At 71.7% G+C, this 18,975-nt stretch carries 18 protein-coding genes; 12 read left to right on the top strand and 6 right to left on the bottom strand.

Translation table 11 applies throughout. The features are described from left to right. Positions 1–2 precede the first annotated feature (2 nt). The 6 genes from FDO65_RS08720 to FDO65_RS08695 all read left to right on the top strand — a co-directional run bounded on the left by FDO65_RS08720 (position 3) and on the right by FDO65_RS08695 (position 5,807). A complete protein-coding gene (locus FDO65_RS08720) occupies positions 3–1,400 on the top strand; it encodes a sulfate adenylyltransferase subunit 1 (protein ID WP_137448931.1) in 1,398 nt (465 codons plus the stop codon). A gap of 160 nt (positions 1,401–1,560) precedes the next feature. Continuing rightward, positions 1,561–2,688: an ABC transporter substrate-binding protein gene (locus tag FDO65_RS08715; protein ID WP_240757500.1), complete on the top strand. Its 1,128-nt coding sequence runs from the start codon at positions 1,561–1,563 to the stop codon at positions 2,686–2,688. Between the two features lie 145 nt (positions 2,689–2,833). Further along, positions 2,834–3,607, top strand: a complete 774-nt coding sequence (locus tag FDO65_RS08710) for an ABC transporter ATP-binding protein (protein ID WP_137449660.1) — start codon at positions 2,834–2,836, stop codon at positions 3,605–3,607. After that, positions 3,594–4,520 (top strand): ABC transporter permease, encoded by a 927-nt coding sequence (locus tag FDO65_RS08705; protein WP_137448929.1) that lies wholly within the window; start codon positions 3,594–3,596, stop codon positions 4,518–4,520. Before FDO65_RS08710 ends, FDO65_RS08705 begins: the two co-directional genes overlap by 14 nt. A 10-nt stretch (positions 4,521–4,530) precedes the next feature. Continuing rightward, the gene (locus FDO65_RS08700; RefSeq protein ID WP_166442095.1) at positions 4,531–5,310 is read left to right on the top strand and encodes a sirohydrochlorin chelatase; all 780 of its coding nucleotides are present in this window, start codon (positions 4,531–4,533) and stop codon (positions 5,308–5,310) included. After that, a complete protein-coding gene (locus tag FDO65_RS08695) occupies positions 5,307–5,807 on the top strand; it encodes a DUF4395 domain-containing protein (protein ID WP_137448927.1) in 501 nt (166 codons plus the stop codon). The genes FDO65_RS08700 and FDO65_RS08695 overlap by 4 nt, the downstream gene beginning before the upstream one ends. Positions 5,808–5,821: 14 nt before the next feature. Here the strand turns inward: FDO65_RS08695 and FDO65_RS08690 are convergent, their stop codons facing one another. Then, positions 5,822–7,111, bottom strand: a complete 1,290-nt coding sequence (locus FDO65_RS08690) for a hypothetical protein (protein ID WP_137448926.1) — start codon at positions 7,109–7,111, stop codon at positions 5,822–5,824. Positions 7,112–7,537: 426 nt separating this feature from the next. On the opposite strand from FDO65_RS08690, the gene FDO65_RS08685 reads away from it, so the two are divergent. Genes FDO65_RS08685 through FDO65_RS08675 form a run of 3 tightly spaced genes read left to right on the top strand, consistent with a single transcriptional unit; the run spans position 7,538 to position 12,095 of the window. Then, entirely contained in the window at positions 7,538–8,563 is a 1,026-nt protein-coding gene (locus FDO65_RS08685; protein ID WP_205849859.1) for a 3-oxoacyl-ACP synthase III, read from the top strand. Further along, positions 8,560–11,130: an alpha/beta fold hydrolase gene (locus FDO65_RS08680; protein WP_137448925.1), complete on the top strand. Its 2,571-nt coding sequence runs from the start codon at positions 8,560–8,562 to the stop codon at positions 11,128–11,130. The genes FDO65_RS08685 and FDO65_RS08680 overlap by 4 nt, the downstream gene beginning before the upstream one ends. After that, positions 11,127–12,095 (top strand): NAD-dependent epimerase/dehydratase family protein, encoded by a 969-nt coding sequence (locus tag FDO65_RS08675; RefSeq protein WP_137448924.1) that lies wholly within the window; start codon positions 11,127–11,129, stop codon positions 12,093–12,095. Before FDO65_RS08680 ends, FDO65_RS08675 begins: the two co-directional genes overlap by 4 nt. Positions 12,096–12,161: 66 nt before the next feature. Here FDO65_RS08675 and FDO65_RS08670 read toward each other — a convergent pair whose 3' ends face one another. From FDO65_RS08670 to FDO65_RS08660, 3 genes are all read right to left on the bottom strand, one after another. Beyond that, on the bottom strand, positions 12,162–12,887 hold the full coding sequence (locus FDO65_RS08670) for a hypothetical protein (RefSeq protein WP_137448923.1): 726 nt from the start codon (positions 12,885–12,887) through the stop codon (positions 12,162–12,164). Further along, complete coding sequence (locus FDO65_RS08665) at positions 12,884–13,837, bottom strand: ABC transporter ATP-binding protein (protein ID WP_137448922.1); 954 nt, start codon at positions 13,835–13,837, stop codon at positions 12,884–12,886. The genes FDO65_RS08670 and FDO65_RS08665 overlap by 4 nt, the downstream gene beginning before the upstream one ends. Before the next feature lie 123 nt (positions 13,838–13,960). Then, positions 13,961–15,391: a uracil-xanthine permease family protein gene (locus FDO65_RS08660; RefSeq protein ID WP_137448921.1), complete on the bottom strand. Its 1,431-nt coding sequence runs from the start codon at positions 15,389–15,391 to the stop codon at positions 13,961–13,963. Positions 15,392–15,498: 107 nt separating this feature from the next. Here FDO65_RS08660 and FDO65_RS08655 point away from each other — a divergent pair, with 107 nt between their 5' ends. After that, the gene (locus tag FDO65_RS08655) at positions 15,499–16,134 is read left to right on the top strand and encodes a class I SAM-dependent methyltransferase (RefSeq protein WP_137448920.1); all 636 of its coding nucleotides are present in this window, start codon (positions 15,499–15,501) and stop codon (positions 16,132–16,134) included. On the opposite strand, the gene FDO65_RS08650 is transcribed toward FDO65_RS08655, so the two are convergent. After that, complete coding sequence (locus tag FDO65_RS08650; protein WP_137448919.1) at positions 16,124–16,735, bottom strand: TetR/AcrR family transcriptional regulator; 612 nt, start codon at positions 16,733–16,735, stop codon at positions 16,124–16,126. The genes FDO65_RS08655 and FDO65_RS08650 overlap by 11 nt on opposite strands. A gap of 65 nt (positions 16,736–16,800) precedes the next feature. Here FDO65_RS08650 and FDO65_RS08645 point away from each other — a divergent pair, with 65 nt between their 5' ends. Together FDO65_RS08645 and ychF are read left to right on the top strand one after the other, a co-directional pair. Then, positions 16,801–17,358, top strand: coding sequence for a hypothetical protein (locus FDO65_RS08645; protein ID WP_137448918.1), 558 nt, complete (start codon positions 16,801–16,803; stop codon positions 17,356–17,358). A 28-nt stretch (positions 17,359–17,386) separates the two neighbouring features. Further along, positions 17,387–18,466, top strand: coding sequence for a redox-regulated ATPase YchF (gene ychF, locus FDO65_RS08640; protein ID WP_137448917.1), 1,080 nt, complete (start codon positions 17,387–17,389; stop codon positions 18,464–18,466). A 74-nt stretch (positions 18,467–18,540) separates the two neighbouring features. Here ychF and FDO65_RS08635 read toward each other — a convergent pair whose 3' ends face one another. Then, positions 18,541–18,975: a hypothetical protein gene (locus FDO65_RS08635; protein ID WP_137448916.1), complete on the bottom strand. Its 435-nt coding sequence runs from the start codon at positions 18,973–18,975 to the stop codon at positions 18,541–18,543.

Here is an 18,975-nt window from a genome sequence, read left to right as displayed (position 1 = left end):
AGATGACCGCCCAGACCGACACCCTCGCCCCGGTCAGCGCGCTGGCGCACGACCTCGCCGAGGAACTCACCACCAACCGGGCGCTGCTCCGGTTCGCCACCGCCGGCTCCGTCGACGACGGCAAGTCGACCCTGGTCGGCCGTCTGCTGCACGACTCGAAGTCCGTGCTGTCCGATCAGCTGGACTCGGTGGAGCGCACCTCGGCCGCCCGCGGCCTGGACACCCCGGACCTGTCCCTGCTGGTCGACGGCCTGCGGGCCGAACGCGAGCAGGGCATCACCATCGACGTGGCGTACCGCTACTTCGCGACCCCGGCCCGGACGTTCATCCTGGCCGACACCCCGGGGCACGTGCAGTACACCCGGAACACGGTGACCGGCGCGTCGACCGTCGACCTGGTGGTGATCCTGGTCGACGCCCGCACCGGGGTGGTCGCGCAGACCCGTCGGCACGCCGCGGTGGCCGCCCTGCTGGGTGTGCCGCACCTGCTGCTGGCGGTCAACAAGATCGATCTGGTCGACTACGACGAGGCCGTCTTCGATCGGATCGCCGCCGACTTCGACGTCTACGCCCGGGATCTGGGTATCGGTGAGGTCACCGCCATCCCGATCTCGGCCCTGCACGGCGACAACGTCGTCACGCGTTCCGAGCGGATCGGCTGGTACGACGGGCCCAGCGTGCTGGAGCACCTGGAGAACGTCGAGCTCGACTCCGACCACAAGGCGCAGGGCGAACTGCGGTTCCCCGTCCAGTACGTCATCCGCCCACGGTCGGACGAGCTGCCCGACTACCGCGGCTACGCGGGCCGGGTGGCCGCCGGCACCGTCCGGCCCGGCGACGAGGTCGTTGTGCTGCCGTCCGGACGGCGCAGTCGGGTCGCCGCGGTCGACACCGCCGACGGCACCGTGGATCTGGCCGCCGCCGGTGATTCGGTCACCCTGCTGCTGGACGACGACGTCGACCTCTCCCGCGGCGACCTCATCGTCGGTCCGGGCCAGACCCCGGAACCGGTGACCAGTTTCGCGGTCACCGTGACCCAGCTGGCCGAGAAGCCGTTGCTGCCCAACGCCCGGGTGCTGCTGCGCTACGGCACCACGCTGACCCGGGCGCTGGTCACGTCCATCGACGGTCGGTTGGACATTGACGCTCTGCGGTTCACCCCGGCCCCGGACTCGCTGGCGCTCAACGACATCGCCCGGATCACCGTCCGCACCGCCGACCCGCTGCCGGTCGAGGACTACCGGCCCGGCGGCGCGGTGGGGTCCCTGCTGCTCATCGATCCGGCCGACGGTGCGTCGTTGGCCGCCGGCATGGTCGGCGACCGTGTCGCCGCCCTGCACCCCGAACGGCACGCCGCCGCTCCGGAGGAAACCACCCCCGCCGAGGAGGACTGGCTGTGACCGATACCCGAATGCCGTGCCGGGGGCGATGTTGTCGCGCCCCGCGCCGCGCGATCCCGACGTGGATCGGGATCGCCTGCGGTTTCGACCTGTCCCTGGCATCCGCCAACCTCCCCACTCCCGGCCCGTAACCGCCGGCTCCCCGACAAGGACCCACCCCGTGCTGTCGACCCTGCGCTCCGCCCGCCGACGAGCCCCTCGTCGCACCCCCCGTCCCTTGGCTCTCGTCGCCCTCGCCGCCGCGGCGGCCACCGTGCTCTCCGCCTGCGGTTCGTCGTCGGACTCCGGTGCGACCGCGGCCGGAACCTCTGGTGGCAGCGGCAGTTCCGCCGCCCTCCGCCTCGGCTACTTCCCGAACGTGACCCACGCCGGTGCCGTCCTCGGCGTCAAGGACGGGACGTTCCAGCAGGCCCTGGGCTCCACCAAGCTCGAGACGACGACCTTCAACGCCGGCCCGGCCGCCACCGAGGCGCTGCTGTCCGGCTCGATCGACGCGACGTTCATCGGCCCCAACCCGGCCATCAACGCGTTCGCGAAGTCGGGCGGCGAGGCCATCCGCATCATCGCCGGCACCACCGCCGACGGCGCCGCCTTCGTCGTCAAGCCGGAGATCAACTCCGCGGCCGACCTCAAGGGCAAGACACTGGCGAGCCCGCAGCTGGGCGGCACCCAGGACGTCGCCCTGCGGAAGTGGCTGCTGGACAACGGGCTCAAGACGCAGACCACCGGCGGGTCCGACGTCGACATCGTCAACCAGGAGAACGCGCAGACGCTGGACCTGTTCAAGTCCGGCCAGATCGACGGCGCCTGGCTGCCCGAGCCGTGGGCGTCCCGGCTGGTGCTCGACGCCGGCGGCAAGGTGCTGGTCGACGAGAAGACGCTGTGGCCGAACGAGCAGTTCCTCACCACGCACCTGATCGTCAGCACCTCCTACCTGAAGGACCACCCGGAGCAGGTGCAGGCGCTGCTCAAGGGCCTGGTCACCGAGACCCAGAAGATCGAGTCCGATCCGGCGACCGCGCAGACCGAGTTGAACGCCGCGATCGGGGAACTGACCGGGAAGCCGCTGTCCGACGCTGTGATCCAGCGGTCGTTCACGGAGATCCAGCCGACGTGGGATCCGCTGGCGGCCACCCTGCCGACCATCGCGGACGACGGCGTCACCGCCGGAACCCTCACCAGCAAGCCGGATCTCAAGGGCATCTACGACCTCACCCTGCTGAACAAGGTGCTCGCCGACGCCGGTCAGCCCCAGGTCAGCGACGGCGGACTGGGGCAGGGCTCGTGACCGGCCCCGCCTGCGGTCTCCCGCTCGCATCAGCCCCCCTCATCCCCGCCACCTTCACACCCAGGAGCACCCGGTGACCGACGTGCAGGATCTGGAACGCAGCGATCTGGCCGACGTCGACCTCGACGACCCCCGCGTCGTCCCGCTGCTGGAGGCGTCCATCCGGCAGGAACGGGCGGCCGTCACCATCGACGGCGTCTCCAAGGTCTACGGCGGCAGCAAGGGCCGCCGGGTGGCCGCGCTGGACACCATCGACCTGAAGGTCGCCCCGGGCGAGTTCGTCTGCCTGCTGGGCGCTTCCGGCTGCGGCAAGTCCACGCTGCTGAACCTCATCGCCGGTCTGGACCGGCCGACCAGCGGCACCGTCACCGTCGAGGGACGGCCGGCGCTGATGTTCCAGGAGGCCGCCCTCTTCCCGTGGCTGACCGCGGGCAAGAACGTCCAGCTGGCCCTGAAGTACGCCGGCGTCCCGCGGGCCGACCGGGCGGCCCGGGCCGACGAGCTGCTCGAACTTGTCCGGCTGGCCGGCACCGCGAACCGCCGGGTGCACGAGCTGTCCGGCGGTCAGCGGCAGCGGGTCGCGCTGGCCCGGGCCCTGGCCCAGGACGGGCACGTGCTGCTGATGGACGAGCCGTTCGCGGCCCTGGACGCCATCACCCGCGACGTCATGCACGACGAGCTGACCCGGGTGTGGAAGCGCACCGGCAACTCCGTCGTCTTCGTGACCCACAACGTCCGCGAGGCGGTGCGGCTCGGCCAGCGGGTCGTGCTCCTGTCGTCGCGGCCCGGCCGGGTCATCCGCGAGTGGGCCGTGGAGATCCCCGGCCCCCGCACCATCGAGCACCCCGAGGTGGCGGCGCTGGCGGCGGAGATCACCGTCCAGCTCCGGGAGGAGATCGCCAAACATGCCCGCGCTTGACACCCCCCAGGGCCCAGGGGCCCGCCTGATCGCCCCGCCGGAGCCGGTGGAGCGGGAGGACACCGCTGCCGTCGGCGCCGGTCTGGACGCCCTGGAGGCTCCCACCGCCGAGCGCAGTTCCTGGTGGCGCCGGACATCCCGGTCGATCGTCCCGCCGCTGCTGGCCATCGGAGTCGTCTTCGTCGTCTGGCAGGTCCTGTACTGGCTGAAGGTCAAGCCGGAGGTCATGCTGCCGGCTCCGTCCGCGGTGTGGCAGGAGTTCCTGCGGCTGGCCGAGGGCGGCCAGGCGTGGCAGGCGATCTGGACCAGCCTGTCCCGCGGTCTGCTGGGCTTCGCGATGGCCATCGTCATCGGCACCGTGCTCGGCCTGCTGGTGGCCCGGCTCAAGTGGCTGCGGGCCTCGATCGGTCCGCTGCTGACCGGTCTGCAGTCGCTGCCGTCCGTGGCCTGGGTCCCGATGGCCATCCTGTTCTTCCAGATCAGCCCGGCGATGATCTACGCCGTCGTGCTGCTGGGCGCGGTGCCGTCGGTGGCCAACGGCCTGGTCGCCGGTATCGACCACGTCCCGCCGATCTACACCCGCGTCGGCCAGGTGCTCGGCATGGGCAAGTCCGCCCTGGTCCGGCAGGTGCTGTTGCCCGCCGCGCTGCCCGGCTACCTCGCCGGACTGCGGCAGGGCTGGGCGTTCTCCTGGCGCTCGCTGATGGCGGCCGAGCTGATCGTCACCTCGACCAAGCTGGGCTTCGGCCTCGGCCAGCTGATGCAGCAGGGCCGCGACCTGTCCGACGCCCCGATGCTGTACTCGGGCCTGCTGCTGATCTTCTTCGTCGGCGTCGGCATCGAGCTGGTGGTGTTCCGCCCGCTGGAGCGGGTCATTCTGGATGCCCGCGGCCTCAAGCCGTACGGGTCCTGACGAGGCCGTCGTGTCCGTGCTGACAACCGAACCCGGTCCGGACGCTCCCGGGCCGGGTCACGCCCCGGTGCTGGTCGGCCTGGCCCACGGCAGCCGGGACCCGCGGGCGGCGGTGACCATCGCCGAGGTGATGGCCGCGACCGCCGCGCTGCGGCCCGGGCTGATCGCCGTGCCCGCGTTCCTCGACCTGGCCAGCCCCGACCTGCTCGAAGCCGTCCAGCAGGTGCAGGCCCGGGACGGTGCGCAGCAGGCGGTGGTGCTGCCGCTGCTGTTCACCGAGGCGTTCCACGCCACTGTCGACGTCCCCGAGGCGGTGGCCGAGACGGCGGAGGCCACCGGGGTGGATCTCACCGTGGGCGGCATCCTCGGCATGGGGGAGGAGGTGCTGGCCGCGCTGGTCGACACCGCCGCCGCAGCCGGTATCGGAGCCGACGACGGCATCCTGCTGCTGGCCGTCGGGTCGTCCCGCGCGTCCGCCAACCAGGCGGTGCACGAGCTGGCGGCGCGGTGGGCCGCTGCCCGCCCCGGTCCGGTGCTGGCCGGCTTCGCGACCATGGACACGCCGGAGGCACCGTCGGCGGCCACCGTCATCCGACGGTTGGCCGGTGACGGCCACCGGGTGGGCATCGTTCCGCTGTTCCTGGCCCCGGGCCTGCTGCTGGACCAGGTCGCCGACAAGGCGGCGGCCTTGGTACCGGACGGCGAGGTGCGGGTGGCCGCCCCGCTCGGCACCGCGCTGGCCGGTCTGGTGCTGCGCCGTTACGACCAAGCGCGAGAGGTGCTGGCGTGAAGCTGTTGTCGTTCCCCAACCCGGTCAACGAGAAGGCCGCCCGCGCGGTCGCCGGTCTGGTCGTGCTGCTGTCCGCGGCCATCCTGATCACCCGCTCGCCGTGGCTGATCGGCCTGCTCGCGCTCGGTTTCTGGGCCAGAGTGGCGTCGGGTCCGCGGTTCTCGGTGTTCGGTCAGATCGCCACCCGGGTGATCGCACCCCGGCTGGGCGCGCCGCGACTGGTGCCCGGGCCGCCCAAGCGGTTCGCGCAGACCATCGGCGCCACCCTGTCCACCGGCGCGTTGGTGGCCTACCTGCTCGGCGCCCCCACGGTGGCCTGGGTGCTGGTCGGCGCCATCGTCGTCGCCGCGTCACTGGAGGCCGCGCTGGGGATCTGCCTGGGCTGCCTGATCTTCGGCCGTTTGCAGCAACTCGGCGTCATCCCCGCCTCAGTGTGCGAGGCCTGCAACAACGTCGGCCGCCGGGTCACCGTCCCGACGGGCGCCCAGCGGTCCTGACGACCGGTCGGGCGTCAGGAGTGCCGACCCGACCGACGGCCTGTCAGCCCGCGGCGTCGACCCATCAGCGTCAGCAGGGCGCCGCCGATCGACAGCAGCAATCCGGGGACGGCCAGTTCGGCCACCGGCACCCCGGTGCTGGCCAGGGCGGTGGTCGTGGGGCCGTCGGTCGTGGGTGCTGTCGTCGTGGGGGCGTAGGACGGGGCGACGTACGGGGTGACGGACTCCGACGGGTAGCTCGGCACCGACCACTGGCCGAACGTCACCGGGGCGCTGGACGGCAGGCTGTCGCTGGTGGGGTCGGCGTACGGATCGCTGGTGGTCACGGCGTACGGATCGCTGGTCGACGAGTCACCGACCGGATTGTTGAGGTCACTGGTGTCGCCGGGCAGGGTGTCCTGTTGTGGCACTTTCGGGGCGGGGAGTTCCTCGGTGGCCTGCATCCGGGGTTGCCAGGGCTGCTGAACGGGCCGAGCCGCGGGCAGCTCCGCCGCACGTTGCGCGTTCAGCACCTGCGCTTCCGGGGTCGGCCCGGTGGTGGTGGTCGTCGAATCCGTGCTGGCAGTGGCGGCCGAGGTCGTGGTGGTCGCTGACGCGGTCGACGGCAGCAAGGTTGAGGACACCGAGGTCGACGGCAGCGTGGTCGACGGCAGCGTGGTCGACGGCACCGAGGACGACGGCGTGATGGAGGCCGGCGGCACGCTGACGGCCCCGGAGGACAGCGTGGTCGTGGGGGTCGGCATCGGCGTGGAGACCGCGGTCGAGGCGGGCGTCGACGGGGTGGTCGGTGTCGTCGTGGCTGCGGACGACGGCGTGCTGGCGGTGGGCACGGTGGTGGTGGCCGCCGGGAGCGGTGCAGCCGGGGTGACCGGCGTGATCGCATCGCCGGTCAGCCGTGCGGCGCAGCTCCGCCCGGACGGCTCGCCGGTCGCCGTGAGGATGGTCTCGGTCGCATCGCCGGCCCGGGGCAGGGTGAACACGGCATCCCCGCCGGCGGTCGCCGTCACGCGTTGCCCGGGGGCCGCTGCGGTGGTGCCGAGGTGGAACGTGACGGCGTCGCCGGCCGGGAAGCCGTGGCCGGCGATGACCACGGCGCCGTCGGAGACCGACGTGACGTCCAGGCAGTCCTCGCCCGGGGCCGCGGTCGTCGAGGCGGTCGGTGTGGTCGTTCCCGAGTCGGCCAGGGCGTCGGTGGCGATCAGCATGCTGGCCGAACCGGCCAGGACCGCGGTGACGGTGGCCAGTCCTCGGCGCAGGTCCGGTCGAAGGGCCGGGTGCGGCCCACGGTCGGTGGTGCGCGTCATACCGCCTCCGGGTGATCGATGACGGGAACCGCTGTCCCGCAGACATGCGTCGCAGAACGTGTCTGGCCGCAAGCCGAGCGTAGTTTTGTCGTCGCTGCGAAGTCGAATCCCTGGCAGGGACTCCGCCGGACGAGTGAGTCTGTGTCGGTGGCTCACTGAGGGGGAACGGTTCGGCAGGATCGGCGGTTGTGTCGTCCGGCGGCTTCGAACGGCCCGGCCGCGGGGCGGGCCCCGGTCTCACCCGTGCAGCGCAACGATCACGTCTGCGCAGCGCCTATCGTCGTGAGGTTGGCGGTTCGTGACGGTCTGCAACCCAGGCCGCCGGGGATCGCGGGTTAGGAAGTTCGGCGACACCAGGAACGGTGCGTCGATGAGTACGGGTACGGCCGGTATCGCGGCCACCGGTTGGGTCACGGAAGGATCCGCGTGGGCGGCAACTCCATACATCGGTTCAGCAACACGTCGGTGCTGTCCGTCTGCGCCATCGACGCGCCGAAGTCCGTGACGTCGGCCGCCATCGACGCCGAACTGGCCGAGGTGTACCAGCGGGTCAACCTGCGCCCGGGAATGATGCAGCGGCTGGCCGGCATCGAGGAGCGGCGCTGGTGGAACGAGGGCACCACGTTCGTCGACGGGGCCGCGATGGCCGGCGCCAAGGCCATGGCCGAGGCGGGAGTGCAGCCCGGTGAGATCGGGCTGATCGTCAACACCAGTGTCAGCCGGGCCCACCTGGAACCGTCGACCGCGGTGGCCGTGCACCACACGCTGGGCCTGCCGACCTCCTGTCTGAACTTCGATGTCACCAACGCCTGTCTCGGCTTCGTCAACGGCATGCAACTGGCCTCCGCGATGATCGACAACGGCCAGATCGACTACGCCCTCGTCGTCAACGGCGAGGACGCGCAGGAGATCCACACCAAGACCATCGAGCGGCTGCGCAACGGGGCCGACGACGCCCGCTCGGTCTACGAGCAGTTCGCCTCCCTGACCCTGGGCTCCGGCGCCGCGGCGATGGTGCTCGGCCGGACCGACCGGCACCCCGAGGGTCACCGCTACCTCGGTGGTGTCACCCGGGCCGGCAGCGAACACCACCTGCTGTGCGTGGGCACGATGGACCACATGCAGACCGACAGCACCGGTCTGATGAACGCCGGGATCGCGCTGTCCGCCGACCTGTGGGCCGAATCGGCCGACGACTTCGGCTGGCGGTCCGGCATCAGCCGCTACGTCATGCACCAGGTCAGCAACGTGCACACCCGGGCCATCGCCAAGGTCTTCGACCTCGACCTCGAGCGGGTCCCGCTGACGTTCCCGCAGCGGGGCAACCTCGGCCCGGCGGCCATCCCGTTCACGCTGGCCGGCGTGGTCGACGAACTCGCCGCCGGGGATCGGGTCCTGCTGCTGGGGATCGGTTCCGGCCTGAACGCCTCGATCACCGAGATCGTCTGGTGACCCGGGGCTCCTCCCGGTCCAGCACCCACCCCGCCGCCCTGCCGCCATCCGGCCTGCCCGGGCTGGATCCGCGCTGGTCCCGGCTCGTCCCGGTGGACCTGGCCGACGGCCGGCGGACGTTCCACGTCCTGGACACCGGTCCGGTCGCCGATCAGGTCGGCACCGTGCTCTGTGTCCACGGCAACCCGACCTGGAGCTATCTGTGGCGTCGGTTGCTGGCCGACCCGCCACCCGGCTGGCGGGTCGTCGCCCTGGACCACCTCGGCATGGGGTACTCCGAGCGACCGGCCGTGCCCCGCACCCTCGCCCAGCGGGTCGACGACCTGGGCGCGCTGACTGCGGCCCTTCACCTTTCCGGACCGGTGGTCACCCTGGCCCACGACTGGGGCGGGATCCTGTCCCTCGGCTGGGCCGAGCGGCACCGCGAGCAGCTGGCCGGCGTCGTGCTCACCAACACCGCCGTGCACCAGCCGACCACCTCGAAGGGGCCGTGGCTGATCCGGGCCGCGCACGTCCCGGCGCTGACCGAACTGACGTGCCGGCGCACGCCGCTGTTCGTCCGGGCGACCACTCTCATCAATCCGCCGCGGGCCGAGAAATCGATCCGGGACGCCTACGCCGCGCCCTACCGGACCGTCGCCGACCGTCGTGCGGTCGGCGACTTCGTGGCCGACATCCCGTTCGCCCCGGGCCATCCGAGCCGCCCGGCGCTGGACGGGATCGCCGGGGCCGTCCGGGAACTCGACGTCCCAGCGCTGCTGCTCTGGGGTCCGCGGGACCCGGTGTTCCTCGACGAGCACCTCCATGACCTGCGGGAGCGCCTGCCGCAGGCCGGGGTGCACCGCTTCGAGACCGCCGGGCACCTGCTCCCCGAGGACGCCCCGGAATACGTGGCCGCGGTCCACCGGTTCGTCGCGAGCCTGCCCGGGGCCGGGTCGGTGCCCCCGCCGGCACCGGCGGATCCCGGCGCTGCCGAGTCGGCCGGGTTGATCGCCCTGCGCCGCCGCCGTGAGGACTCGTCCCCGGCGGTGGTCGAGGTGGGCGGGCGCACCCTGAGCTGGGCGCAGCTGGCCGAACAGGTCGAGGCGGCCGCCGCCGTCCTCACCCGGCTGGGCGTGCGGGCCGGGGACCGGGTCGCGCTGCTCGTCCCGCCCTCTCTCGAGCTGACCGTCGCGTTGTACGCGGTGTGGCGGGTGGGGGCCGCGATCGTCGTCGTCGACAAGGGCCTCGGTCTGCGGGCCATGGGGACCGCGCTGCGGGCCGCCCACGTGGACCATCTCATCGCCGAGAGCGCCGGGCTGGTCGCTGCCGCGCCGCTGCGGGTGCCGGGCACCCGGATCGCGGTGCGGGCGGTCCCGGCGGCGGTCCGGCGGCTGACCGGCGCGGTCGGGCCGCTGCTGGACGGCGCGCCCGTCTCGTCCCCGACGCCCGCCGTCGAGGTGCACCCGGACGCCGAGGCGGCCGTGCTGTTCACCTCCGGGGCCACCGGCCCGGCCAAGGGCGTGCTGTACCGGCAGCGGGAGGTCGCCGCCCAGTTGGCGGTCATCCGGTCGACCTACGACCTGGGTGCGGACGACCGGATCGTCGCCGCCTTCGCCCCGTTCGCGCTGTACGGGCCGGCGCTCGGCATCGCCTCCGCGGTCCCGGACGTCGACGTCACGAAGCCCGGAACGCTCACCGCGGTGAAGCTGGCCGAGGCGGCCCGGGCGATCGACGCGACCGTGGTCTTCGCTTCGCCGGCCGCCCTGGTCAACGTGCTGGCCACCGCGGACGCCCTCACGCCCGCCGACCGGGATGCACTGGGGCGGGTGCGACTGCTGATGAGCGCCGGGGCGCCGGTCCCGGTCGCTTTGTTGGCTCGCCTGCAGGCGCTGCTGCCCGCGGCGTCCCTGCACACCCCCTACGGGATGACCGAGGCGCTGCCGCTGACCGATGTCAGCCTGGATCAGATCCGGGCGGCCGGGGCGGGTGACGGCGTGTGTGTGGGCACACCGCTGGCCGGGGTGCGGGTCGCGGTGGCCCCGCTCGACGCGGCGGGGGAGCCCGCGGCCGAGCTGACCGACGCGCCCGGCGTGACCGGGGAGATCTGGGCGTCGGCCCCGCACCAGCGGGCCCGGTACGACACGCGCTGGCTGCTGGACCGCGCCGCAGACGCGCACCCCGGGTGGCACCGCACCGGCGACGTCGGTCAGTTCGACCCCGACGGCCGGCTGTGGGTGCAGGGACGGCTGGTCCACGTGATCACCACGGTGGACGGTCCGGTCACCCCGGTCGGCGTCGAGGTGCGTACCCAGCAGGCGCTGCCCGCGGGCCCGCTGGTCGCAGCCGTCGGGGTCGGCCCACGGGGCACCCAGCAGCTGGTGGTCGTCGTGCAGGACGGCACCGCCCCGAAGGCGGGGGCCCTGGCCGACACCGCCACCCAGGACGCGGTCCGCGCCGTGGCCGACCACCCGGTGGCGGCGGTGCTGCTGTGCCGGGCGCTGCCGGTGGACATCCGGCACAACTCCAAGATCGACCGGGTCGCCGTGGCCCGCTGGGCCGCCGACGTCCTCGGGGGCGACCGGTGAAGGTGCTGGTCACCGGGGCCGGGGGGATGACCGGCCGGGCGGTGGCGCGGGCCCTGCGCGACCGCGGCGACGAGGTGACGGTGCTGCAGCGTCGGCCCAGCGGTCTGTCCGGGGTCCGGGAGGTGCTGGCCGACGTCACCGACGAGGCCGGCGTGCGGGACGCGGTCACCGGCCAGGACGCTGTCCTGCACGCGGCGGCGAAGGTCGGGGTGGTCGGGACGGCCGCCGAGTTCGAGCGGGTCAACGTGGCCGGCACGGCCACCGTGATCGACGCGGTGCGTCGCGCCGCGGTCCCGCGCCTGGTCCACGTGTCCTCGCCGTCGGTGGCGCACACCGGTGGCTCCCTGGTCGGGGTGGACGCCGGCCGGGCCGACCCCACCCACGCCCGCAGTCCCTACGCCCGGACCAAGGCGACCGCCGAACGTGCGGTGTTGGCCGCCGACGGGCCGGACCTGGCCGTGCTGGCCGTGCGGCCGCATCTCATCTGGGGGGCGGCCGACACCCAGCTGGTGGCCCCGATCCTCGAGCGGGCCCGGGCCGGCCGACTGCCGCTGATCGCCGGGGGTACGGCGCTGATCGACACGCTCTACGTCGACAACGCGGTGTCCGCCCTGGTGGCCGCGGTCGACGCCTGCGGCCCCGTGCACGGCGAGGCGCTGGTCGTTACCAACGGCGAGCCGCGGCCGGTGGGGGAGATCCTGGCCCGCATCTGCCAGGCGGCGGGCGTGCCCGGGCCGCGGCGGCGGATACCGCTCGCGGTGGCCGCGACCGTCGGGAGCATCGTCGAGACCGGCTGGCGGGTCGCCCGCCGGCCGGGCATCCCGCCGATGACCCGGTTCCTGGCCGAGCAGCTCGGCACCGCGCACTGGTTCGACCAGCGCCGCACCCGGCAGGCCCTGCGGTGGTCGCCCGCGGTGTCGTTGGACGAGGGGTTCGCCGCGCTCGCCGCCGACCTGGGTCGGTAAAGAACGCCGCCTCCGGCGCGCGGAGACGGCATTCTTGACCGACCGGGTGAGGGTTCGGTGAGCCGATCAGGCGTCCCGGCCCCGCAGCAACGCGGCCGCCAGCAACCAGATGACCGCGGTCCAGGCCGCGAAGACGCCCAGCCCGACCCACGGGGACGGGTCGAGGTTCGGGCCGTCCGCGACGAACTGCCGTCCGGCGGTGAACGGCAGGTAGGGGCCGATCGAGTCGGCGACGCCGGGGATCAGCTTCAGCAGACCCTCCAGCGCCAACGGCCAGATCAGCACGATGGCGATCGCGCCGGCGGACTGCCGGACGATGACCCCGACGGCCACGGCGAGCACCCCGGCGATGGCGAAGATCGGTCCCCAGCCGAGCACCTGACGCCACTGTTCGGCGGTGGACAGCGTCAGCGGGGTGGCCGGGTCCTTCGCCAGCGCCTGGGCCAGGAAGAACGCGGCCAGAGCCATGACGGCGCCCACCACCAACCCGAGCAGACCGACCACGACCGACTTGGCGACCAGCACCCCAACCCGGCGGGGAGCGGCGAGGAACGTGCTGCGGATGGTGTTGAAGCGGTACTCGGTGGTGACGGACAGCGCGGCGAGCACCATGAAGATGCTCAGGCTGAGATCGACGCCGATGAGCGAGCCGGTCGTCGAGGCGAACCGGCCGCTCTGGTTGAGGGCCGTGATGAGCGAGAAGAGCAGGGCGCCGGCGGCCACCGCCGCGATGCACCAGTAGGGCGAGCGGGTGGTACCGAGCTTGATGCGTTCGGCGGCGAGCAGGCTCATGATCGGACTCCGGAGCTGGACGTGGCGGCGGCGGCCTTGCTGGCGTCGCCGTACTGCACCGAGGACGCGGTCAGTTCGATGAAGGCCTGCTCCAGGGACCCGCCCTGGACGGACAGTTCGTGTAGGAAGACCCCGGCCCGGCCGGCGATGTCGCCGATCTGCTCGATCGGGGTGCCGGTGACCTGGAGGGCGGCGTCGGGACCGTTCCCGGTGGCCGTCGACGCGATGCCCGCGGCCTGCAGCGCCGCAGCAAGGTCGGGTAGCCGCGGCGACCGCACGCGGACGAACGACTGGCTGGATCGTTCGGTGAAGTCGGCGGTCGAGCAGTCGGCGATCAGCCGGCCCTGGCCGATGACGACGAGATGATCGGCGGTCTGCGCCATCTCGGACAGCAGATGGGAGGAGACGAGCACGGTCCGGCCCTCGGAGGCCAGCTGCTTCATGAAGTTGCGGATCCAGAAGATGCCCTCGGGATCCAGGCCGTTCACGGGCTCGTCGAAGAGCAGGATCTTCGGGTCGCCGAGCAGGGCGCTGGCCAGGCCCAGGCGCTGCTTCATGCCGAGGGAGAACTTGCCGGCGGCCTTGTTGGCGACCGAGCTCAGGCCGACCAGATCCAGGACGGTGGCGACCCGGGCGGTGGGCAGGTTGTTGGTGGCGGCCAGGAACTTCAGGTGCGCCTTGGCCGACCGGCTGGGGTGGATCCAGTTGGCGTCGAGCAGTGCGCCGACCTGGGTCAGTGGCCGCTCGAGCGCGGCGTACGGCTTGCCGTCGATGAGCGCCCGGCCGGACGACGACGTCTCCAGGCCGAGGATCATCCGCATCGTCGTCGACTTGCCGGCTCCGTTGGGTCCGAGGAAGCCGGTGACGATGCCCGGTCGCACGGTGAACGTCAGGTCGTCCACCGCTGTCGTGCTGCCGTACTTCTTGGTCAGTCCGACCACTTCGATCATGGGTCTCTGGTCTCCTACCTCGACGGGGTGCGCCTCTGTAGGGTGACCGTCGCCCGCGTGCCGACCTAGTCGCCGCCCAGGTCGTCACTCGGACGTGTGGCCATTTCCGTCCCGGTCGCTCGACTACCTTTCGCTGCGCGGATCTTCGAAGGGCGACGTGCTCCGCCCGTCCTCGACGACCGATCCCGTCGAGATCGCCGTCCCGCCGGAGTACGACCGGCCGCCGTCCAACGGTTCGCGCAGGTTCGCCGGGGCCAGGAGCCGGGCGACGTGGAAGGCGACGATCGCGACGATGGAGCCGAAGGCGATGCCGGTGAGCTGGAAGCTGTCGCCGAACGGCATGGCGACGCTGCCGACGCCGATGATGATGCCGGCGGCGATGGGCACCAGGTTGACGGGATTGGCGAAGTCGACCCGGTTCTCGATCCAGATCTTGGCGCCGAGCAGGCCGATCATCCCGTAGAGGACGACGGTGATCCCGCCCAGCACCCCGCCCGGGGTGGCGTTGACGATGGCGCCGAACTTGGGGACGAGGCCGAGCAGGATGGCCACGATCGCGGCGACGTAGTACGCGGCGGTCGAGTAGACCCGGGTGGCCGCCATGACGCCGATGTTCTCGGCGTAGGTGGTGGTGGGGGAGCCGCCGACGGCCGAGGCCAGGGCAGTGCCCAGGCCGTCTCCGAACAGCGCCCGGCCCATGTACGGGTCGAGGTCGTCCCCGGTCATCTCGGCCACGGCCCGGACGTGGCCGGTGTTCTCGGCGATCAACGCGATGACGCCGGGCAGGGCGAGCAGGATGAAGCTCACCTGGAACTCGGGGGCGTGGAAGGTCGGCAGGCCGAACCACGCGGCGTCGGCCACTCCGGACAGGTTGACCCGGTAGTGCTCGCTGACCACGCCGGCGCCGTCCGGGGAGGTGATCATGCCGGCGGTCTTGTCCAGCACCCAGGACAGCACGTACCCGAAGATCAGGGCGAGGAAGACGGCGATGCGGGAGAAGAAGCCTCGGAAGGCCACCGCGGCGACGATGGTGAAGATCATCGTGAGCAGGGCGACGCCCGGGTCCTGCGGCCAGTACGTGCCGGCCACCACGGGGGCGAGGTTGAACCCGATGAGCATGACCACCGCGCCGGACACGACCGGAGGGAGGATCTTGCGGATCGCTGCTCCGCCGACGAAGTGCACGATGAGGCCGACGACGGCCAGGGTGACGCCGGCGACCAGGATCGCGCCGGTGACCGAGGCCGACGTCCCGCCAGAGGCGCGGATCGCGACGACCGCGCCGACGAACGAGGCGGAGGTGCCCAGGTAGGACGGCACTTTGTTCTTGACGATCAGCAGGAACAGGATCGTGCAGACCCCGGACATCATGATCGCGAGGTTCGCGTCCAGCCCCATGATGATGGGGAAGACGAACGTGGCGCCGAACATCGCGACGACGTGCTGGGCGCCGATACCGATGGTCTTCGGCCACGAGAGCCGTTCCTCGGGGCGGACGACCGACCCCACGGGCAGAGGGCCGTTGTCGCCCACCAACTTCCAGCCGATGGCCATTGGGTGTGGCTCCTTTTCGTCGTGCGTCACCCGGACGTCCGGGACGCTAGACCTCCGTTGTCATCGGCGCGTTTCCGGCGCGCGGCGCGGCCGGGCATCATCGGGCCATGAGTCCCGAGCAGTCGCCCCCGACCCGGTGGGAAACGTTCCACGACGGCCCCTCCTGGCAGCACTACGTCGAGCGGTTCGCCGAGTTGCACCACTCCGGTGCCGATGTCGACGGGGAGGCCCGGTTCGTCGACGTGCTGCTGGCGCGGGGATCCCGGGTGCTGGACGCCGGGTGCGGCACCGGCCGGGTGGCGGAGGGACTGCGGCGGGCCGGGCACGACACCGTCGGGGTCGACCGGGACGCCGGCCTGGTCGCCATCGCCCGTTTCCGCTATCCGGACGGTCGGTACCTGGTCGGGGACCTGCTCACGCTCACGGCGGCCGAACTCGCCGAGGCCGGGGTCGTGGCCGAGTTCGATGCGATCGTGCTGGCCGGCAACGTGCTGGTCTTCGTGGCTCCGGGGACCGAGCGGGCGGTGCTGGCCAACCTGGCCGGGTTGCTCGTTCCCGGCGGCCGGATGGTGACCGGGTTCGCGACCGACCGCGACTACCAGGTGTCGGCCTTCCGCGTGGCCGCCGCGGCGGTCGGGCTGGCCGTGGAACACACGTTCTCGACCTGGCACCTCGATCCGTGGGCCGAGGATGCGGACTGGTGCGTGACGGTGTTGCGGAAGGCGCCGTCGGTCACTGGCTGACGGGCCTCGGGTCGGCGGCCAGCTGCCGGAGTTCGGCGCGGAGCGTGGCCAGGGACCACCCGTCGTCCTCACCGGTCTGAAACAGGTGGAAGCCCAGACCGTCGACCAGGACGTGCAGTCGGCGGGCGGCGTCGTCGAGGTCGGCGCGGTCGCGGCCGGCGGTGTCGTCCTGCGGGCGGAGCATCCCGACCAGGCCGCGACACAGCCGGCGGAGGTCGTCGTAGGTCTGCCGGCGGATGCCGGCCAGAGCGGGGACGGCCGGTTCCTCGGCGACGAGGGCCAGGTTGACGGCGAACTCGGTGCGCCGCGCGTCGTCGAGCGGGAGTGTCTGCGCCAACGCCCGCTCGGCGAAGTCGAGCGGCGAGATGTCTTGCGGCAGTGCGCGAATGCGTCGTTCCACGCCGAGAAGCATCTGCTCGGCCGCCGCGATGACGAGCTGCTCACGGGTCGGGAACAGGTGCCGTAGCGATCCGGCGGAGACGCCGGCCTCGGCGGCGACCTCGCGGATCGACAGGGCCCCGATGCCCTTCGCGGTGACGATGCGCCAGACGGCCTGGGCCAGTTCGTCGCGCCGCTGGTCGTGGTCGATGAGTCGGGGCATCGGCCCAGTCTATGTGGCACGACTGTGCTAGCTTAAGTAACACAGTCGTACTGACAAGGAGAGTCATGATCTATGCGGTGATCCTGGCCTGCGAGATCGGTTTCTGGGTCGCGATCGGGCTCGGCCTGGCTGCCCGCTACCTGCTGCGGCGCCCGCGCCTCGGGGCGGCCCTGCTGGTCACGGCCCCGGTACTCGACGGCGTCCTGCTGGTGGCGACTGCGGTCCACCTGCGGTCGGGAGCGGAGCCGAGCGGGGCGCACTCGCTGGCGGCGCTCTACCTCGGCTTCTCACTGGCCTACGGGCACGCCATGATCCGCTGGGCCGACGTCCGGTTCGCCCATCGGTTCGCCGGGGGACCGGCGCCGGTCAGGGTGTACGGGGCCGCCCGGGCCCGGGCCAGCTGGCGGGACGTCGGCCGGACCGGACTGGCTGCCGCGGTCGCCGTCGCCGTGATGGCCGGGCTGGCCTGGTTCGCGGACGTACCGTTCGACCCGTTCGTCGCGACCGTCCAGTTGCTGGCGCTGATCCTCGCGATCGAGGTGGTGGTCGCCGTCTGCGACACCGTCTGGCCACGGAAGGCCCCCGCTGTTGCGGGGCCGATGGCTCTCGACGGCCGAAGGTGAGCCCCCCGGGCACCTAAACTGGCTCCTTGTGAGTCTGACCCTCGGCATCGTCGGCCTGCCCAACGTCGGCAAGTCCACCGTCTTCAACGCCCTGACCCGGGCCAACGTTCTGGCCGCGAACTACCCGTTCGCGACCATCGAGCCCAACGTCGGCGTGGTTCCGCTGCCCGACCCGCGGCTGGACGAGCTGGCCAAGGTGTTCGGCTCGGTCAAGACGGTGCCCGCGTCGGTCTCGTTCGTCGACATCGCCGGCATCGTCAAGGGTGCGTCCGAGGGGGCCGGGCTGGGCAACAAGTTCCTGGCCAACATCCGTGAGGCCGACGCCATCTGCCAGGTGGTCCGGGTGTTCGCCGACGACGACGTGGTGCACGTCGACGGCCGGGTCGACCCGCTGGCCGACATCGAGGTCATCAACACCGAACTCATCCTCGCCGACCTGCAGACGCTGGAGAAGGCCATCCCGCGACTGCAGAAGGAAGCCCGCACCGCCAAGGACCGCAAGCCGGTGCTGGACGCGGCCGAGGCCGCCGTCACCGTCCTCGACTCCGGGACCACCCTGTTCGCCGCCGCCGGCAAGGTCGACGTGGCGGCGCTGCGCGAACTGTCGTTGATGACGGCCAAGCCGTTCCTCTACGTCTTCAACGCCGACGAGGCCGTCCTGACCGACGAGGCCAAGCGGGCCGAGCTGACCGCCGCGGTCGCCCCGGCCGACTGCGTGTTCCTGGACGCCAAGGTCGAATCCGAACTGCTGGAACTGGACGAGGAGTCGGCCCGCGAGCTGCTGGAATCGGTCGGCCAGTCCGAGCCGGGGCTCTACTCCCTGGCGCGAGCGGGTTTCCACACCCTGGGCCTGCAGACCTATCTCACCGCCGGCCCTAAGGAATCCCGGGCCTGGACCATCCGCAAGGGCGACACCGCCCCACAGGCCGCCGGGGTCATCCACACCGACTTCGAACGCGGCTTCATCAAGGCCGAGATCGTCTCCTTCGCCGACCTCATCGCCGCCGGATCGATGGCCGCGGCCAAGGCCGCCGGCAAGGTCCGCATGGAGGGCAAGGACTACGTCATGGCCGACGGGGACGTGGTGGAGTTCCGCTTCAACGTGTGAGGTGAAATCAGCGAGCAGCCCGGCAAAATTCGCGAGAGGCGTAATTAGTCAGTAGCCCTTCGCTGAAAGATTAGTCAGTAGCCCTTCGCTGAAAGGTTCCGAATCCGCTGCACGAGGCCAGAGACGTACCCCAGTGTCTCGTTCAGCCCCGGCAGGTAGTCCGAAGGGTGGGCGCACTCATTACGTCTGGACAGGTCGCCGGACAGTGCCTTGAAGTCGGCCTTCGATAAGAGCCGCAAGTCGCGTGAAGCCTCGAGTAACGCAAACTCGGTGAACTTCTCCACAAGGTCGTTCAGATGGCTAAATATCCATTTAGTTCGCAACTTGCGCAATTTGACGAGACCGTCGCTTGCAAGTTTCTGCTGCAGACAGTCCACATAGGCCGCCCAGGCCATCACATGTGCTGCACGGTAGAGCTCGTGCTCAGCACATCGAAGGGCTTGCTTCAGGAGCTCGTCCTGACGCACATTCAGATTGGTGACGTCGGTCAAGCTAGCGGAGAGAGTCAT

The sequence above is a fragment of the Nakamurella flava genome (assembly GCF_005298075.1).
Classification (GTDB): Bacteria; Actinomycetota; Actinomycetes; order Mycobacteriales; family Nakamurellaceae; genus Nakamurella; species Nakamurella flava.
The sequence above is the reverse complement of the archived record's forward strand: the minus strand, read 5'-3'. Positions and strand labels throughout refer to the sequence as shown.

Excerpts from the sequence above, each read along its gene's own strand:
- FDO65_RS08720 (WP_137448931.1), top strand. The coding sequence starts at position 3 with ATGACCGCCCAGACCGACACCCTCGCCCCGGTCAGCGCGCTGGCGCAC.
- FDO65_RS08705 (WP_137448929.1), top strand. The coding sequence starts at position 3,594 with ATGCCCGCGCTTGACACCCCCCAGGGCCCAGGGGCCCGCCTGATCGCC.
- FDO65_RS08690 (WP_137448926.1), bottom strand. The coding sequence starts at position 7,111 with ATGACGCGCACCACCGACCGTGGGCCGCACCCGGCCCTTCGACCGGAC.
- FDO65_RS08670 (WP_137448923.1), bottom strand. The coding sequence starts at position 12,887 with ATGAGCCTGCTCGCCGCCGAACGCATCAAGCTCGGTACCACCCGCTCG.
- FDO65_RS08665 (WP_137448922.1), bottom strand. The coding sequence starts at position 13,837 with ATGATCGAAGTGGTCGGACTGACCAAGAAGTACGGCAGCACGACAGCG.
- FDO65_RS08660 (WP_137448921.1), bottom strand. The coding sequence starts at position 15,391 with ATGGCCATCGGCTGGAAGTTGGTGGGCGACAACGGCCCTCTGCCCGTG.
- FDO65_RS08655 (WP_137448920.1), top strand. The coding sequence starts at position 15,499 with ATGAGTCCCGAGCAGTCGCCCCCGACCCGGTGGGAAACGTTCCACGAC.
- FDO65_RS08650 (WP_137448919.1), bottom strand. The coding sequence starts at position 16,735 with ATGCCCCGACTCATCGACCACGACCAGCGGCGCGACGAACTGGCCCAG.
- FDO65_RS08645 (WP_137448918.1), top strand. The coding sequence starts at position 16,801 with ATGATCTATGCGGTGATCCTGGCCTGCGAGATCGGTTTCTGGGTCGCG.
- FDO65_RS08635 (WP_137448916.1), bottom strand. The coding sequence starts at position 18,975 with ATGACTCTCTCCGCTAGCTTGACCGACGTCACCAATCTGAATGTGCGT.